Raw genomic sequence first — 18,387 nt, 5'->3', positions numbered from 1 at the left:
GTTACTCACCTCCGATTGTAGCGTGGTTAATAGCTCTCACAATATATTGTAATTGCGGATCACTTAGAAGTTTGGATTTTAAGACATCAGGATCCTTTTCTTTCAATTCTTCTAAAATTTCAGCAAGGCATTGAGCGATTATTGCTTTTGATATTTTTTTCTCCAGTACTAAATCATAATAAATATAAAAAGCCTTTTCTTCATTTGTAGTGTTTTTTTTGTCCCATTCTTTATACAGTTCATCTATTTCTTTTGAAATTTGTTGGTCCTTTTTAAGTGTTAAACCAATGGCATCACTGTTTCCTATTTTTTCTGCCCTAAGAACTGCTTTTAATAATTCTTTTTGTAATGTACCTAATGCGATATCGTATTCTAATGTCCAATCAGGGGATATAAACAATTTTACATTCTGACCATCTATATTATTGCTCTTATCTGCTCTTCTTTGTTCTATAGTTTTTACTTTTTCTAAATCGCTCTTTGTGTTAACATGTGGATCTTTTTCTTTGTAAAGATCAGGTTTAATGTCATTATCAGTTATTGCTGCTACAGGAATATTTAGCAATCCGTGTTCAGGTTGTTTCCTTTTAAAAATTCTTGAATATCTCAAGAAAGCCGTGTTACCGACATTAACTACAGTTACCCCGTACTTGGAGAAAGGTTTTTCTATTATGTCTGCGATTGTCGGTAATAATAAGTTCTCCGAATCACCTTCCACCATAATGACCCCTTGTGCAAAGAAAAGGTTTGCTTTAGTCGAGTCTAAAAAGCGTTCTAAAAATAAATAATCACCTTTATTTAAATTTGTGTAATTTTGTCCCATAGGAAAAGCTTTGTCATCTTTGCAGATTATTAAATTTTCTAATCGTACTTTTGATGCAAGATCAGTACTATGTGTAGTCATAATTAGTTGAACATCAGAACCCTTTACTTCCTCCTGAAGAAAATCAATTAGCCTAATTTGTGCTTGGACATGTAGATGAGCCTCAATCTCTTCTACCAATGCTAATTTTAAGCCTTGATATGAGTCCCTTTTTAAAAGTAGCAATTCCGTTGCGATGAATAATAAATTTTGAGAACCCAGCCCTGATTTATTCTCAGTCATTTCTAGGTTCAACCTTTCAAGTATATTCTTTAGATTTAATCTTGCTAAAGTAAAATTTGAGTGGAGTTTATTATTAATACCTCCAAACTCCTCCAAGTAGTCATTGATTTCTTCTAATAATTTCTTACCATCTTGGTCAGGTAATGGGGCTCCATCTTGATCTATACCTTTGAAGTACCTTTGAATCTTTTCATTTGCTTCCTTAATAGTTTCAAAAATATAATGTTCTTCTTCCTTTCCTTTGAATGCATCATGACTGGTTAAAATTTGTGCTAATCTAGAATTTCTTCTGGGTGACATTTCTTTTTCAGCATCTCGTAAAGGTTTAAGGTAAGTACTTCTTAATAGGTTTCTTGCTTCTCCACTAAGTTGTTTTCCTTCATGATCTGGCCCAGCTTTAATATCATAATAAATAGTGTTATTATTTCTTTTTGCAGTTAAAAATACTTTAAGATAATATTCGTATTTGTCCTGATCATTTTTCTCCATACCTAGCCATTCTAAAAAGTTTTTTGCTTCATCATCGCTAAATCCTTTGAAAACGCATTCGACACGTAATTCAGTAGCTCTGTTTGTTTCTTCGGTTTCTCCTACAGGTAGATGGAAATCCTCATTCTCAATTCTAATATTTTCATAGCTTTGAGTATGTATAGTGTATTTTATTGCATCTACAATTGCTGTTTTTCCCGAATTATTTTCACCAACTAAAAGGTTTAATCCAGGAGTAAAATTAAGGGCTAAGCCAGGCTCATTTTCATTAGAGGAAAATTTTCTGAAGTTCCATATCTTTAACTCTGCTAAATACATGATTCATTGCTCCTATTCTATTAGGTATTTTTATTCAATTGTATACCATATTTAGAAAATAAGCACATTTCATATGTAATCTTTGTTTATCAGATTTAAGAATAAAAATCAAATAACAGGGGGGAGTGATGTTTTCAAGAGCAACGATAATGGATTTTATTAACTCAAAATCACTGACTTTTTTGAATGATAAAAAATAAACCACTCGGATGAGTGGTAAACTTGATGATTCTTTATGGATTTTTTTATTAAAGGCCTTCATTTTTCAAAAGTATTAAATATTTCATTAGCAATATTTAATATTAAACGAACCTCTACTTCACTTCTATCCTCTATTAGATTTTGCAAGATCATAATCAATTCTTTTTTTTCAAAATACTTATTATCGAAATTGATAGTATCAAATTTAAAGATACTGCTTGGTGTTTCTTCCAAGCCTTCAGTAATCTTTTCTAAAGTTTGGATAGTAATATTCCTATCCCCTCGTTCAACCCCGGCCAAATACGAAGTTTGCAGACCGCATTTTTCAGCCAATTCTTCCTGAGTGAGTTTTTTCATTTTCCGTATTTCTTTGATATTGCTACCAACTAATTTGACTAAACTTTCCACAAAATCACCTCACATTTAGACTATGTGAGGTTTGTACTATCTTACAGTTACATATAGTATAAATTTGATTGAATTATGTACTTATAAGTACTATACTGTTTAAGAATTAAATTTTTGTTAAGGAGTTTTTATTATGAGTAATAACTTACCTTCAAATATAGCAATAGAAAATGTATTACAATCTAAAATGCGTGGTCGTGTTACGTATCAAGGCTTTGTTTCATCTCAAATTGCAGTCAATTTTTCATATTCCAAACTTTATAATGATCCTTCTGGTAAAGGTTATCAACGACCTATAGATAAAAAAAGGTGCAAAGATTTTGCAAGTTATTTATCACAAGGTGAAGATGCTCTTTACACGCCAATTTTATTAAATGCTTCAGGACATTGGGAATTTCACGCATATGATGGTCAAAGAAGAAATTTCGGGAGATTAATATGCACAAAAAAAGCTACATTAATGGATGGGCAGCATAGATTAGGTGGAATAAGTGAGTATATTAATGAAACAGACAGCACACTTAATGTTCCCTTCCTGGCTTTTCATTACTTAGATGAGGATGAAGAAATTAAATTATTTGATGTAATTAATTCAAAAGCCAAGGGTATTGGTACATCACTAAGTCGCTATTTAAATAGGGATAATGATGACATTAGCTGGGTAGCTACAAACTTAATTCTTAAGCCTGAGAGTCCTTTTTTTAGTAAAGGGACCTTAATCGGTAGAAGAACTAAAGAAAAAAACGTAACATTACAAAATCTGTACAACATCATAAAATTATTAACCAAAAAATCTGCTTTAGCAAATCTCTCAAAAGAACGTAAACTAAACCTAGCTTTACTTTACTTCAATTTAATAAAAGATTTGTTTCCAGATCAGTGGGATGATAATCAGTTGTATCGAATGACACATATAACATGTTTAAATGCACTTGCGATAGTAGGAAATAAAATAATTAATGAAAATTATTCAATGAAATCCCAACAACCGGATTCTGTTCAATTAACGAAGCTTTTAAGAAACTTGAAAGAGATTGATTGGTTATCAACTGGGAATTTGAAGTACATTAAGGGAGCTGCAGGCTCTAAAATGTTAGCAGAAGATATATTAAATTGCCTTAAAAATTAAGTGATAAAATGAAATCAAAAGCCTCCATTAAATTGGAGGCTTTTGATGTTAAAATACACAATATAGAAACCATTAAGGGAAGTACTTCTTTGTGGCTTGTATAATCTAACTATTCCTTTGAAAGCGTTTATCTTTTATCCATTTTTAATACTGCAATTTGCGCAGGGGTTAGATAGGATTCATATTTTTTATTCTTTTCAAAACCACAAACATTTTTTTCTTCTTGCATCTCCTGAATTAACTTTTTTAATTTTTTAAATATATTTTGATAGTATATGGTAGTTTTGTGTATATGTTTATCGAATACAATCAAATGCATTGGTATAATACTGGGTAAAACGTAATTGCTCGATTTATAATTCGAAGGATGTAATATCAACTCTAAATATTCACAGAACCTTTCAAGCAATAAATATGGTAGTAGACTACTTACTACCTTTTTTATTTGATTTAAATCGATTAAATCAAGATTTTTAGTGATTTTAAAACAATTATCCAATAAATCTTCAAGATAATAACAATAAACTCCCTTAGGATAAAGTGAAAATCTTTCTAAATAACACTCAAAGTTAAATATTTTTGATTCAACTGGTCCTTGCTTTATTCTTTGAGATAAATTTATATCTTCAAATTCTTCTCTCCAAAAAGTAAACGCCAAAGCGAATCCGCAGTAAGTGCCATTACTATTTAGTACATTATTTAATTGAATACAAGTCTTATGTTTTTTTAGGTAGTGATCCATCAGATATCTTTTTATTGTTTTATAGATTTCTCGGGATTGTATATATATTTCATAAAACACAGCATCTATTTTATCTCTTTGCATGAGTGAACGAATATTATAACGATAATTGAAAGTGTAATTGTAGTTACTTATTGTACTTCTTAAAACACTTTTTGAGGAAAGAAAATTCGGGGTATATACTTTTTTTAGAATTGTATTTTCTTTAAATTGTTCATCCAAATAGTAATTTTTCTGATAATCAATTAATAAACTTAAATTAGATTGGTCGAATTCATTATACTTCCGTAAAATACGTATTGGATGGATCAATAAAGGAATTTCTTTATGATGTTTATATAAGCTAAGAAGGTTTAATAATTCCTCATCTTTGATTGTAAATTTCTTTTTCCAACTATTAAAAATTGAAATTACATTATTATTATCTAAAAAACAAAAACCACATTCACAGTTAAATGGAGAATTTGATAAATTGGACAACAGATATTCACCTAAAACCTTTCCACACTCTTCACAGCTATCTACTAAGTTTTCAGTTGGATGAAAAACGCAAGTTTTAAAAAGGGACATTTGATGAAAAATACTGTGAAAACCAAATTTAATACAACTGGGGCAAAAGGTAATATGCTCTCTGATAGAATAAGCATATGTTAAACCTAGTATAGGTTTTATTTTTTTGTAAATCAGTGAATTTCTACTTTTTAGGTTTACCCCTAATATTTCAATGGATTTATCTTTATCTATACCAGATAAGCTTACAAGATTTCTTAGATAATCACCTACACTTGCGATACGCTTTACGGCTTTAACATTATTGTTTCCAAAAATACCGAGTAGATCATTATTGTTTAAAGCGTTAGAGAATTTAAAACGTTCGAATATACACCAATTGGATATATAACTATGGATCCAGTCCTTATTCCATACAAACTCCTTTTTATCCATATTACCCCCTCCCCTTTAATCAACATCTAATAAAACTAACTCGGATTGAATGTAACCAGAATTGATGATTGCTTTTTTAAAAAGGTTTTTATTTAGTAGTTGAACATTTTCACCAAAAAAACCATAGTTTTTCAAGATATATTCTATAGACAGTGTAACGTATTGCATTGGTATTTCTTTGTTGTTTTGTAAGCCTTTCTCTAATTGCAGTTCTAGATATACGTCATAAAACTCTTCTGCATAGTTAACTAACCTAAACCCTTTTTCAAAAAGGTCCCTGTAATAATACTGAGTAAAAGATACATCTGAATTAACAGGGAATTCAGTTCCTTCATCGTATTGCTCCAGTAATATCTTAAAATCTTCGGCATCTTTTAACCCATTAAACTGATAGCTATCACTCATAAATCTACCCACTATTTGAAAATCCTTATTTATAATAAATCTTTTTCTACGGTCAATTAATTCATCATGTCCTACTAAAATAGTAGTTAACACAATCCCATATTCATCTAATTCATTATAAATATCCATTAACCAGTCATATTGGATGGCAGATAGTTTTTGTGCATCATCAATAAAAATAACAATTTTATTTTGTTTTGATTTTTCAGCTGCATTTATAAAAAAATGCTTTAAACGAACTCTCTTTTCACTTGGTCTTCCTAAATCAGGTGCAGCATGTCCAACTCCATCTAATAAATCCTCAAAAAAATTACTTTCTCTAGCACTTTTATAGGTTCTACATCTAATATGGAACATAGGAATATTTTGATTTAATTCTTCAGGAAGTACTTTGATTAGGTATGAAATAGCACGTGTCTTACCTAAGCGAGGGCGACCATGAATAATAGCACCTGGAAATCTGTTATCAATCCAGTTACCAACTATATAACATAATTTATCAATTTCATTTGTGGCAATTAGATATTTTCCAGTATCTACAGGGTGTTTTCCAAAAGGAACATTAATATTAGATAAATTCACCAAAATATACACCACCTACAGATTGATTGATTTTCTTTTATTTTTATTTTTGTTTTTTTCTAGGTTTATTAAATGCTCAAAGTAGTTTGTTTCTGTGATTTCAGGATTGATGTTATTTAATCTAATATCATCTTTATCTGAATTAGTGTTAGCCACCGTAGAATTTTTTCCTTTTTGAATTGATTTTTGTTCTATGATTAGATCGTGAGTTGATTTGAATGCTTCATTTTGTTTATTGCTAGTGTTATCTCTAGAAATCTCTTCAACCTTAGCGACCTTTCTGACATCAATAACTTCTTGGTGTAGTATTTGTTGTTCTTTTTTTAACTTAACCTGTACTTTTTTCTTCTCTTTATTTTTTGAATCAATTTTATATCTTTTTTTATAGGATTTGAATTCAGCTAATAGATTCCTAAGTTTTCTATCGTTAATTGCATTTTCTTCTAAAAAAGCTTGAAAAGCATCCATAGGATCTTCATCTTCGGTATAGTGGAAATATCGTTCGCGCTTAAATTTATTTATTGCATCTCTTAATTTTAAGGAGTGCTGTACAGTTCCCCAATAACCACTACAAGTTAATACCCCATATTTTGATCCATCTTGTCTATAAACTACAACTGAACGAAGATCCTCAGTATTAATTAAGATAGTTACTTTTTCATTTACCATTGAAAAATCTCTACTGAGTTCAGGGCTAGAATAACGTTCATGTTTATAATGTATATATGGCCTCCTACCTTGATCTAAGTTACCTTTTACGATTCGCACACTAGTTATTGGAAATAAATTAACTAAGTCTCTGTTTTCCACAGGAATAGTAGCAATATGCATTCCTTGATTAATCCTACTTTCAAAGATCTCTAAGGGAGTAAAGCCATCATTACCATCATGAGGTGTTGCATTGTAATTTGCTATAATTACATCACATAATTCCTCAATCGCATCAGAGGTAATGGAAAATTTAATTGCATTCTTCTCAGCATCTTTTCTTCGGGGATCCATTACGTTACTACCTGTAGTTGAGGGAAGTCGATGAAAACTGTTCTCTTCAATACTTCTGAAAAGACGTTCAATAATTGGTCTGTTAACAGGAACTGCTACAGGTCCCATATTAATAGAACAACCTATTTGTTTTGTTAAAATTTCTTTTATTTCTTTAGAAAGGTGTGATTTTGCGTTGTCATAGCTAATTTCATCCCATACGCCGTACTCAGCTTCAAGAAATTTAGATGAGGGAAACCCAGCATTTTTAGAATAGCTTAATCCTGGTATAGTAAGGTCTTTAGGTTTCCAAGGTAAAATTGCCGATTGAAAACACTTTTTAACATCTTCTTGGTTATATTCTTTATTGAAAGATAAGTGGTAACCTATAACAGCTCTAGTTGCTACGTCAACAACAGTTAATAACCAAATACGATTAAGTATATCTATTATTTCTTCTCCCTTTGGCGTTTGATATACAATTGCGGTTATTACATCAAGTTTATGACCATCAAACTCTACTCTTTCTAATGGTCTAGTAATTGTTGAATTCGAGTTAATAGAATTGTTTACATTATCTAAGATCATGGAGGATTGCCCTCCGTTAAAATCAGCTACTTCACGGATATAATTATTTGAAATATCTTTAATAAATCTTTCAACGGACTTTCGGGCTAAACTTATCGTGTTAAAAGGATATTCATTAGGTTTAATACCTATCTTCCTACATTCATTAATGAATTTCCTATGCAGATTTTTATAACTAATTTTACGTTCTCTAGCGCTATTTTTTACTTTAGATTTATTAAAATACTCCTCTATTAAAAAGACTTTTAATTCAGGGTAATTTTTTAAAAGTAATTGGAATGCACCTGAATAATTAGTTGGATTAATATTACAAATCAATTTACGATTATATGGAACAACAGTTTGATAATGTATCAATCCTCTATAACCCAAAATTTTGTTAGAGTCATCATACATAATACAGCGGGAAGCAAAACGATATATTTCACTCCTTACTATTCCTGTTTCCTCAACTATATTATCTATGGGAAGTTCGGTAGTGAAAAAGAGATCAATTGCTTTCTTCCGCGAATTAAACGTTTGTAGTTCATTCAAAGTCATATCCCCAGTATAAATATTTTCCCAATTTGTAATATCTAAATCTTTAATTGGTACTTTATCTGTTAGATATCGTCGCATGTCTTCCAAACCTCCGTATTCTTCCCTAAATGTTTTGTATCTAAATCACACTTAATAAATCCGTTATATACAAGAATACAAACAATATTTATCAATTCACTAGTTTCAATTTCTGTTTCAAGTGCTATTTGTTGAATTGATTTTGGTTGCTCAAAAATATGCTTTTTTACAATGTCTATATTCTCTTGTTTAGCTTCTAGCGTATTTTTAACTTGTCGTATTAAAAGCTTTAAGTTCGATAATTTAATTGGGGTGAGTCCTATTTCATTTTCCGTCTTGATTAAATGACTTGCTTGATTTGCTTTACACCAAAGTTGTTGTACATTTATTTGTTTCTTTACAGAATCCTTCATTAAATCCTTTGAATATTTGATTTCAATAAAAAATTGCTTCCCATTTTTGTATCTTACCCACATATCTATAATAGAGAATTGTGTTTTATTATCTTCTATAATCTCCATTTTTATTGCTTGTTCACAAAAATCAATTATATTTGGATCGGTTTCTATTTGTAACCAATGCTGATATTCTAAATCGCTAAATAAATAAACATTTCGTTTTAATTTATTGCTAAAAGATTCCCATCTGTTGTTGCCATACCTTTTACTAGCAGAAGTTATCAATGGTTTATACAAAAATATCACCTACTTATTAAATTGAATTTTCTGAAAATATTTTATATGGATATTCTTGTCTTTATTATACAAAATCCGGACATTCTTGTCTCTAAATTTAGACAAGAATGTCCAGACATAATTTTAAAAAATGCTATTATGTCAATTATTATGTAGAATATTTATTGTCTGTAGATTCTTGTCCACATACAGCCGCTGTTATAGGTCCTCTTGTCATGGGTTGCCTTACGCTGGCAGATCGAGTTAGGAATCCGGCAGCAAACGGTATCCCTAAGTAAATAAGTACGTAAAATAATTTGATTTTAAAAATCACATCACGTCTAAGTTGTGTGTAGACATAAACTTCGGAGTGGACATGTATATGGACTTCTAACTGCACAATTCAGAAAAAATGTTACTCTTGTACGTCTTTATTTTCTATCTTCTCTTCTTGTGAATCCAATAAATAAAAAACTACTAAGGCTATGAAAATTGACAAACTGATAAACATAAAGAATGTATTAATATTAAAATATTGGTTGTTAACATGAATATCTAATACTGTTGTGATGCTTTGTACATATTGATCATCTACTTCCCCGTTCTTTTCAATTAATGCATCTTTAATAACATCTCGATAATTTGTTAGAGAGATTCTTTGATAGATAAAAGCAAGAATCAAGTGAACAAAAGTCAAAATTATTCCAACAATGTAAAAGCGTTTACTTATTGAATGAACTTTAAGAATTCTTACCCATAATATAACCATTAGAAAGAACATTGGGAGTAATATGGCAACTACTATCAATGCTGGATTCCCGTTGCCTGAAATAGTGACTGGGCTCACAGTCATTCGGTTACTCAAATAAAACAGTAATAGTACTACTAAACTAGTTATTAAAAGTGTAATCTTTGCAACTTTCAAATTAGCATCCCCTTTAAATAAATATCACAGTAAAAGCCCTTATAATCGAATAAGGGCTTTTATTTTGCTAATATTGCATACATGCAATATCAAAATCTACTACATAGTTATTCCATTCAATAGCTCGAAGTAATTAAAGCACTAGGGATTTAATGGCTCGACTACAGGCACATAAAATAATCTGTTTGCTTTATGAAAGATTATTACGTTCTTTCATGGGAGTTTAAGTATATTTCTTCACAAGGTGATTATATGCCATGCGTAAGGAACAATACTTTGTTCAATTCTCATTTTACTACCTCAGGATACTGATATGTACGCTGTAATTGATTAGCAGTTAGATTCATAATAATCCAGCGTTCATGTAGACAATCTTTTTTTCAAACAGTACGACTTTAATTCAAAGACACAACGATCTTACTACACGCTTTTTATTTATCCCACACTATCATCTGCTAGTACTACTATTTTTTATTACCAAATTAGCCGTTTCACTCGGATGGTTAAGAGGAAAATGATGACCATATGGAACAAAATCAACCTTGCCAAGATGCGAAGGAGCAGAATAGCCTCTGTCATAATCCCCCCAAATAATGCGAAGATTATACTTTGTTACTTCATTGAAATCACCTTGAACGTTTTTCAATAGTAAACTGTTAAGCTGAACCGTAGTATTTAAAATTCTAGGAGAAGTAAAACTGTTACTTATTTTTTCAATATAATGTTCAGGGATGCTCTCCGTACTTTCAAATAAACCATTACTTAATAAATAACGCTCTATCAAATTAGTAGTTGCCAATTTCAATGTCCATTTGTTCATAAATTGAGGAACATTTATCGATTTAGCATTTTTTTTAGCAACAGGTGGCTGAAGTAAAGTAATTGTATACTTCTTATCTATGTACTTTTGTACTAATGCTTCCAAAAGAATATACGCACCAAATGAATGGCCAATTAGATGGGCACCATTAGTAGCTTTCTCCAATAACTTTTTCAATACATTCAAATAGATATTTAAAAGATTTTTCTCTCGTTTAAAAGGAGAACGTCCCAAACCTGGAAGATCCATGATCCATACAGGTCGACCCGTTTTTTCATGAAGCTCTTTCCCTAAAGGAAATAAATCCTCTCCATCACTTAATAAACCATGTAATAAAATAAACGGTTTACCCTCTCCTTGTGATTGGTAAATGGTAGTATTATTACATAATGTTCGTTTAAATAAATGACTGTGCGGGCCATTTTGATACATCATGCGATAATCCAGATCAGCTATTACAGCTGGGAAAAATTTCATTACATTTGTCTCCTTAAACCAATCTTCTCCCATAATCTTTTTCGCTGAACCATTTGAAAATGTTCCATTCGTAATAAAGTTTAGCCCATCAGCAGGAATTTGGGTTATTTTGCTTACGCCACTATTCATAAGTGCTTTCATAAATGGCAATGGGACAGAAATTTTAGGTGCAGTCATATTCATACTTTCTGACATAGCATCTAATAATTCTGAAATATTCTGATCATGTTGTTTATCTTCAACAAGTGTATATGTTTGTATAGTTGGTTGCTCCAATCTGAAAACCTGCACAATAAACTTTGCTAGTTCATCGTTTGCAATAAGTGGTAATCTATATTCCTTACCTCCAGGAATCACTGGCATGAGCCCTTTTCGCATACTCTTCACAAGCAAGCCTAAGCCTCCTGTTTGCTCAGTACTCCCTGTTTTACTACTACCAACTACAGTTGGAGGATTAATTACTGAAAGCGGATAACCTACTGTTGATGCCTGCTGACGGATATAAAGATCTGCTAAAAACTTTGTTCTCTCATATGGGTTTTTTATTTTCAAAAAATTGTTTCCTTCTTTAAACACATCTATCGCAATCTTGCTATTTTTATCATCAAAGGGACTCATATAGCCTACAACATGAATAAATTGTTGCAATCCCTTCAATTGATGAATATTTTTAGCGAATTCACTAATATGTTGGGCACCATTCAAAAATACGGAAGCTGCCTCTTTGCTTGTCGCTTGAATATCCATGGGGCCTCCTGCGTGAATAATCACATCCGTTTTCAATACCCACTCCTTATCTTCAGCACTTAGACCTAAGTCTTTTTTCGTCAAATCACCTTCAATAAAGTGCATAACTGCCTCTTTTAAGATGCCTCTTTCTTGATAAATGCGTGTTGCTTTACTTTTCGATCTCACTAATAGAAGAATTGTAACATGCTCTTTGGCTAATTCCTTCACTAATTGCTTTCCAATAAAACCTGTTCCACCAGTTAAAAATACTGTTCTCATATAAATCCTCCTTTTAGTACTATTCAGTACTAATTTGATGTAAAAAAAATGCTTCTTTTATCGAAGCAAGTTAAAAAAATGATTTGCTGTTTTCATGATTACAGTTGCATCCTTCAGTGTTTCTGAAATAAATAGCGCTCCTTCAAGATTTGTAATAAAAAGAGATGCAACCTCGTCAATATTAATTGTCTTTCTAAATTCACCATTCTCTACCCCTTGTTTAAGTAAGAGAGAAACTTTCGTTTGTAATCCTATAAAAAAAAGACCTATTTTTTCTTTTACTTTTGTGGCATTTGTAGGGCTTTGAATATAAAGCGTTATAAATGGACAGCTCCCCTGATATTCTCTAGTCTGAACTCCTTGTGATAATTGCTTTAAAAACAGTTGGATACGATCTTCAACTAATAATTGGTTTTGAGATAGTAAGCCATCAATTGCAGATTGATACATTTCAATCCAATAATCAACGACCCCTTCCAACAATTCTTCCTTATTAGAGAAGTGATAATACACATTAGACTTTGAAACTTTGCTTACACGAACTAATTCATCCATGCTTGTATAAGCAAACCCTTTTTCTAAAAATAATGTTGCAGCTACTTCAATCACACGTTTTTGATTCATTAGTTTTACCTTCGTCATAATTAGTACTGTACAGTACTATGATAAGTGTTGCAAGTATTTTTGTTAGTTTAATAAAAAAATTAATCAAAAAAGCTATACTTTAATTGATTTTACTGCTAAAAATTAATTTCATTTTGAACAAAGTTGAACTGGTTTGGATGGCTTGCAATTTTTCACTTGTGTTTTAACGCTAGGTTCATATATTTTTGAAAAGAAAACAAATATGTTTTTTGGAAGATACATACGAATTTATTTTTGTAGTCACTAAATTGTTTAGAGGAGATACTTTTATGCCCATTTCAGTACAGCATATTCGACATGCTACATCAATTATCTCAATAAATGGAAAATGATAGCACCACCACTTGTTTCCATCTCTCATTGATTATCTACTTTAGGAGATTCTTTCTCAGCTATTTCCAAATCCTTAACAGGTTCTTAAACGAAAAATTTCTTTCTTAAAATCGTTCGCCAAATATTGTCTAAAGGAACACTACCTCGCTCTTTACGCACGGGATCGAATCACCAAAGACCGATGATAAACTCCCTGTTTATATGACCTTAACCGATCTACAACAGCTATTTGGCTATTTAGAACGCGACCAATCACGTTTTTTGATACAGAATGAGTTAATGTTTATATTGCTAGCAACAACAGGTCTAAGGCGTTCTGAACTTGTTTCATTAACATGGGAACAAATTGATTTGGTAAATGAAACAAGTCGAGATGATGGAAAAGAAAAAAAAGAACGGATATTGCCCTTTCACCCACACTTAATTCCGCTTCTGGCATCCTATAAAGCAACTTTAAGATTAAATCATAGAACCAGTTTTCTTTAATAAAAACTATAAAGCATTAGATTCACGCGGTTTACATGTCATCTTTAAGGATGGATTGAAAGAGGCAGGTCTTCCACCTACCGCATCACGCCCCATTTTTTGTTGAGTTTGAACACAAAGGCCTTCCCTTTTAACCCATAAAGTAATGAATCGTCTGGTACTTTCCTTGAGCATATTCACAAAGTACAGCCATAGCTTTTGGTGGGATTGGAAGCAATCCTTCTCTATTTTTCGATAATAATAGTGTATCCTCTTGTTTGGTATTATTTCCCTAAACAAGCGTGATTTTAATAGAACAATTTTCCCTTTCTAGCGATTTAACCTTTCATCTAATTAAATTCGTAGAACGTAATCCAGTCTATATATCCAACAGGATTGGTGCGAGAACGTTTACTCCATCTGCTTGTAATTCATGTGCTGCTTTATACACGATAATATTTAAGTCTTTTGAGAAATGTGTATCATTTGAATAATCTTCAATGGTTAGGTTCAAAAATGGATATTTTCTCATTGATTGTTATTATAAGCTTTTGTTTATTGTCTCATGTTCCTTGAACTTCCATTTAAATACATAACAACGCACAAATGATTCGAGAATCATTTAGACGGGTACTTGGTTACATGGATTACTCTCAGGTCAGTTTGAACTATATAAAAAAGCACTCGAACGTTCCTATTTTTTAGATGATTCCTCCTTTTTTGAATTGTTATTAATTTTTGAGTAGAAATTCCAACTTTGAAAACCAATCAAAATTTATTCGTCGGGGAGGAACACAGTTAGTAATGTGTAATTATAAAAAATGGTGGCATAAATTACTATTCCCTCCGTTTCATTGAGGTTATGGTCAGGTCATAAAAATTCCATTCGTGGAACCGTCTTTATTATTTATGTTTAAATAACTTTTAAATCTATTATTCGTGTTTTATTCAAAAGGTTAAGTGTTCAGCCGATGAACAAATAGCACTTACATAACTTAAACGCGAATGATACAAATGATTTTAACTAAAATAGTTCGTTAATTATTTTTATCAGGATTTTTAAAAAAATCGTCTCTAACTATATATCCCGCTTTAAGAGGATGAATTGAATTTAATAAAGTCATTATATTTCCAATTCACGAATTGCGCCCGATTATGGAACACTTTATTGTTACTCAAATATTATCAAATCGATCATTTGATTCTGATTTACTTTTCGTTTCATTATAAGAATACCCCTTTAGATAACCATATCCAAAGGGGCAAAGTATCGTTGAGTTCATATTATTTAAATTCTTCTATAACAAAGTCAATGAGTCGGGACTTTAATACGTCACCATCCTGCCCCATATGGTACATATCTGTTCCGTGATAACCACTCTCGTCCACAATTAGCTCTTTTTCAGTTGCTCCAGATTCTTGATATAATTGACGCACATGTTTTTCAATACTGCCTCCATAATCTCCAGGTGAAAAAACAAACAAGGATGGCGCTTTAATCTCTTTGACACTTGGAATTGCATCAAGGTTTGAACATTGTGCGGGAGAAGAAAGAATAATTAGTCCCTCAATAGGAAGCTCTTGACGAACGCCTGCAACGATTGCTGTTGTACCGCCACATGATGCTCCTGCCAAAAATACTTTTTTAGCACCCATTTGTTTGAGTTCGTTTAAGGCTGCATCTGCATCAAGCTCTATATGTTCATTAACTTGGATCTTCTGTGATGCACCGTGATTACGATATTCAGGTATAATAACTAAATATCCGTTGTCTGCTAGTTCAGTTCCTATGTCAAGAAAAGAGCAAATGGAATAACCTTGCTCGTGCCCAAGCAGGACTCCTTTATTTCCGCTACCAAGCACAAGTGCCGACAAATATACTCCGTCACTGGTTGTCAATGTAGTTGCTTTATCGCGTAGTTCATCTGGAACACAACTATTCACAAGATACCCTCTAGAAGACTTTACCGTTCGATCAGGCCAAGAAGGATCATACTCAACCGGTGGATTTGATGGTATGTTCCTCACTTCAGCAAGTGACGTTTCATTTATGGTCTCGGTTTTAGGAGCAGTACTTTGGTTTTGATTAGATAAAGATTGATCTTCATTGGAAGATACAGGCGTTTTTGTGGTGCAGCCTGTAATTGTTACTAACAAAATGAGCAATGCAAGTAACATTTTTGTTTTATTCAAAGGTATGTTCATAGATTTTCTATTCCTCCAACTTTTACTGAACTTAGAACTGAGAGTATTTCATACTGTCCATCAAATAGTTTACCGTATTGTGTAAAACGACTTCCTGTTGACGAAACAACTCTATAGAGACATTGGTTATATAAGGATCTATCTCTGCAATCGTGACAGGCGTCTTTTATTCTTCAATTGTATAAACATAAGCGCTGTGTTCATCATAATCAACTGCTTTATTTAGCGCAGTAATCCAATTAATTACCATTATAGTATCCAAGGTAGTAGGCGGAAGCAAGGCACAAGATCAAGAAGTCTTTGATTTTGTAAAAAAATATTTGTTGGATTTTATCAAATATGATAAACATGGTGGAATACCTATCAAACAAAATAAAGTAAAAAAATCAATCCAAAAAGACCTCAAAGTAAAGTAGTTAAATAACTTAAAAAAACCTAGTATTTCAACTAAGGCTGAAGATGCTCTTCTAGTGTTGCGTTGTTTAATGTCTCCAAATTTAGATCAGATGTATGATTCGAAATATCCACCCTTACCTCAGCAATATCTTGGAACTTTGCGGGGAAAATTGATTTATCAAAGGAAAATTACAAGCTTTCGGATTTACTCCATGTGCTTTAATACCAGCACTTTTAACTGTCCAATTACTAGGCAATAATTTTCTTCCATCAGCCATTTGACTACGACATGAGTTTCCTGTACATAAGAAATATTGTGTGTTTGTCATATTAAGTGCACCTTTTGATTCTTTTAATTTAATAGTTTTAAAATATTTCTTTTGCCATTGTAGAGCAACCCATACAAGTCCAATGAGTACTGGCACTTCGACAAGTGGACCAATAACAGCGGCAAAAGCTACGCCACTATGAATTCCGAAAACGCCTACAGCTACAGCGATTGCCAACTCAAAGTTGTTACTAGCCGCTGTAAAAGAAAGGGCTGCTGTGACTGGATAAGATGCACCTACTATACGTGAAGAAAAGAATGAAACAGCAAACATTATTACAAAATAAATAAATAATGGAATAGCAATCCGTACTACATCAAGTGGTAATAGTTAGATTTTTGATAAGCTAAAATATTTCTCCCTTAATTTTAATAATTAAATGTTGTCTTTATTAAAATGTAATTCACTAATTTTTACAATAATGATAACGCTATGAGACGTATCGAGATTCAGTAACATGTACCGTTGCCCATCTCGATTGCTCTCACAGCGCACAATTATTAAAAGAATAAACAGTCGTATTCACTTTTTGATAAGAAAGCTCTAAAAAGAAGAAACGAAGAACCATAAGGATCATTTCCTTTAGCGAACCCATTACCTCTGTAGGGTTCAAATACAGCTAAATAATAAAAAAGAGTTGCCTAAGCAATTCAACATTTTTCAATTAACGCACCCTGATAGATTAATAAGTCTTTAGTTTTGTCCCCATTTATTTTCGAAAATAAGATGTTCTAAAGAACGTCTTTTTTCCCAATTAGCTAACTCTAAAATGGGCTTTTCTGGGTAATTTTCAGTATAACCGATTGATATAAGAGCAATGGGATCGATGTGTGGTGGTATTTCTAAAATGTCTCTAATATCATTCTTTTTATAAAAACTTACCCACCCCATCGCAAGTCCTTCAGCACAAGCTGCTAACCACATATTTTGAATAGCACAAGCTGTTGATAATATATCTGTTTCAGGAATTGAATTTCGTCCTAATACATGGGAACCTCCTCTTGTAGGGTCACATGTAACACAAATAGTTATAGGAGCTTCTTTTAAACCCTCAATTTTTAAATCAAGGAATTTCATTTTTTTCCCCTCATCATAATGAACAGCTAATGCTCGGCTTTCTTTTTCTGCTGCCCAAGCCAATTTTTCTTTAATTTCGTCATTGGAAATTAAAATAAAGTTCCATGGTTGCATAAATCCTACTGAAGGTGCATGATGAGCTGCATTTAATATTCTATGTATAATGTTTTCAGGGATAGGAGTTGATAAAAAACTTCGAATATCTCTCCTATTATAAATAACTTTATAAATAGACTCTCTTTCTTCATTAGAAAACATAAATTTCTCCCCTTTTCTATTTTTAATAGTAACTAATTTTTTATTATTCTCCCACGTAAGTTGAAGTGAAAATGCACCAAAAAGCGTGGTTTGGGTATGTTTGTCCTTATCGTTGTATCCGCATAAATTTTGACGCCACCTCTTCTTACTTTGGATTAACATTCGTCAAATCGATTACCACAATTCCGTTCAGTTTCATACATGGATAATGGCACCATTAATAATAGACCGGTTTAAAGATACCTTCTGCAGATTTCAATTGCCTACTTATTTATAAATTTTCTTTATTATGGTTATTATTCAATGCAGCATGAGTTGTTTTCT

Annotated in this window: 15 protein-coding genes and 2 pseudogenes; 2 read left to right on the top strand and 15 right to left on the bottom strand. The window is 31.9% G+C overall.

Features of this window, described 5'->3' with window-relative positions; all coding sequences use genetic code 11:
* Nucleotide 1: 1 nt before the first annotated feature.
* Both ABE34_RS05025 and ABE34_RS05020 read right to left on the bottom strand, forming a co-directional pair.
* Nucleotides 2–1,912, bottom strand: coding sequence for an ATP-dependent nuclease (locus tag ABE34_RS05025; RefSeq protein WP_197140884.1), 1,911 nt, complete (start codon nt 1,910–1,912; stop codon nt 2–4).
* 258 nt (nt 1,913–2,170) lie between these two features.
* Nucleotides 2,171–2,521 carry a helix-turn-helix domain-containing protein gene (locus tag ABE34_RS05020; RefSeq protein WP_155591265.1) on the bottom strand — a complete coding sequence of 117 codons (351 nt, stop codon included), beginning with the start codon at nt 2,519–2,521 and terminating at the stop codon, nt 2,171–2,173.
* A 133-nt stretch (nt 2,522–2,654) separates the two neighbouring features.
* Here ABE34_RS05020 and ABE34_RS05015 point away from each other — a divergent pair, with 133 nt between their 5' ends.
* Complete coding sequence (locus ABE34_RS05015) at nt 2,655–3,650, top strand: DGQHR domain-containing protein (RefSeq protein ID WP_197140882.1); 996 nt, start codon at nt 2,655–2,657, stop codon at nt 3,648–3,650.
* Nucleotides 3,651–3,777: 127 nt separating this feature from the next.
* Here ABE34_RS05015 and ABE34_RS05010 read toward each other — a convergent pair whose 3' ends face one another.
* The 7 genes from ABE34_RS05010 to ABE34_RS04980 form a co-directional block, all read right to left on the bottom strand.
* Complete coding sequence (locus ABE34_RS05010; RefSeq protein ID WP_197140881.1) at nt 3,778–5,337, bottom strand: hypothetical protein; 1,560 nt, start codon at nt 5,335–5,337, stop codon at nt 3,778–3,780.
* A gap of 15 nt (nt 5,338–5,352) precedes the next feature.
* The gene (locus tag ABE34_RS05005) at nt 5,353–6,324 is read right to left on the bottom strand and encodes an ATP-binding protein (protein WP_346655528.1); all 972 of its coding nucleotides are present in this window, start codon (nt 6,322–6,324) and stop codon (nt 5,353–5,355) included.
* A gap of 15 nt (nt 6,325–6,339) precedes the next feature.
* Nucleotides 6,340–8,511, bottom strand: coding sequence for a hypothetical protein (locus tag ABE34_RS05000; protein ID WP_197140879.1), 2,172 nt, complete (start codon nt 8,509–8,511; stop codon nt 6,340–6,342).
* The gene (locus ABE34_RS04995) at nt 8,496–9,146 is read right to left on the bottom strand and encodes a TnsA endonuclease N-terminal domain-containing protein (RefSeq protein ID WP_197140878.1); all 651 of its coding nucleotides are present in this window, start codon (nt 9,144–9,146) and stop codon (nt 8,496–8,498) included. The genes ABE34_RS05000 and ABE34_RS04995 overlap by 16 nt, the downstream gene beginning before the upstream one ends.
* Before the next feature lie 394 nt (nt 9,147–9,540).
* Complete coding sequence (locus tag ABE34_RS04990) at nt 9,541–9,978, bottom strand: hypothetical protein (RefSeq protein WP_197140877.1); 438 nt, start codon at nt 9,976–9,978, stop codon at nt 9,541–9,543.
* A gap of 520 nt (nt 9,979–10,498) precedes the next feature.
* On the bottom strand, nt 10,499–12,355 hold the full coding sequence (locus ABE34_RS04985) for an alpha/beta fold hydrolase (protein ID WP_197140876.1): 1,857 nt from the start codon (nt 12,353–12,355) through the stop codon (nt 10,499–10,501).
* A 57-nt stretch (nt 12,356–12,412) separates the two neighbouring features.
* Complete coding sequence (locus ABE34_RS04980) at nt 12,413–12,979, bottom strand: TetR/AcrR family transcriptional regulator (RefSeq protein WP_197140875.1); 567 nt, start codon at nt 12,977–12,979, stop codon at nt 12,413–12,415.
* A 555-nt stretch (nt 12,980–13,534) separates the two neighbouring features.
* Here ABE34_RS04980 and ABE34_RS25795 point away from each other — a divergent pair.
* Complete coding sequence (locus ABE34_RS25795; protein WP_197140873.1) at nt 13,535–13,819, top strand: site-specific integrase; 285 nt, start codon at nt 13,535–13,537, stop codon at nt 13,817–13,819.
* 358 nt (nt 13,820–14,177) lie between these two features.
* Here the strand turns inward: ABE34_RS25795 and ABE34_RS25380 are convergent, their stop codons facing one another.
* The 6 genes and pseudogenes from ABE34_RS25380 to bluB form a co-directional block, all read right to left on the bottom strand.
* The gene (locus ABE34_RS25380; protein ID WP_276569480.1) at nt 14,178–14,312 is read right to left on the bottom strand and encodes a hypothetical protein; all 135 of its coding nucleotides are present in this window, start codon (nt 14,310–14,312) and stop codon (nt 14,178–14,180) included.
* Between the two features lie 770 nt (nt 14,313–15,082).
* A complete protein-coding gene (locus ABE34_RS04965; RefSeq protein WP_197140871.1) occupies nt 15,083–16,003 on the bottom strand; it encodes an alpha/beta hydrolase in 921 nt (306 codons plus the stop codon).
* Between the two features lie 530 nt (nt 16,004–16,533).
* Nucleotides 16,534–16,677: a hypothetical protein gene (locus tag ABE34_RS24975; protein ID WP_241747014.1), complete on the bottom strand. Its 144-nt coding sequence runs from the start codon at nt 16,675–16,677 to the stop codon at nt 16,534–16,536.
* Between the two features lie 84 nt (nt 16,678–16,761).
* Nucleotides 16,762–17,055 (bottom strand): annotated as a pseudogene (locus ABE34_RS04960) (arsenic resistance protein); the annotation flags it as partial.
* A 169-nt stretch (nt 17,056–17,224) separates the two neighbouring features.
* Nucleotides 17,225–17,366, bottom strand: a pseudogene (locus ABE34_RS04955) (GNAT family N-acetyltransferase); the annotation flags it as partial.
* A gap of 55 nt (nt 17,367–17,421) precedes the next feature.
* Nucleotides 17,422–18,063, bottom strand: a complete 642-nt coding sequence (gene bluB, locus ABE34_RS04950; protein ID WP_197141014.1) for a 5,6-dimethylbenzimidazole synthase — start codon at nt 18,061–18,063, stop codon at nt 17,422–17,424.
* Between the last annotated feature and the right edge of the window lie 324 nt (nt 18,064–18,387).

The sequence above is a fragment of the Lysinibacillus sphaericus genome, from assembly GCF_015844675.1.
In the GTDB taxonomy this organism is placed as follows: Bacteria; Bacillota; Bacilli; order Bacillales_A; family Planococcaceae; genus Lysinibacillus; species Lysinibacillus sphaericus_E.
The sequence above is the reverse complement of the archived record's forward strand: the minus strand, read 5'-3'. Positions and strand labels throughout refer to the sequence as shown.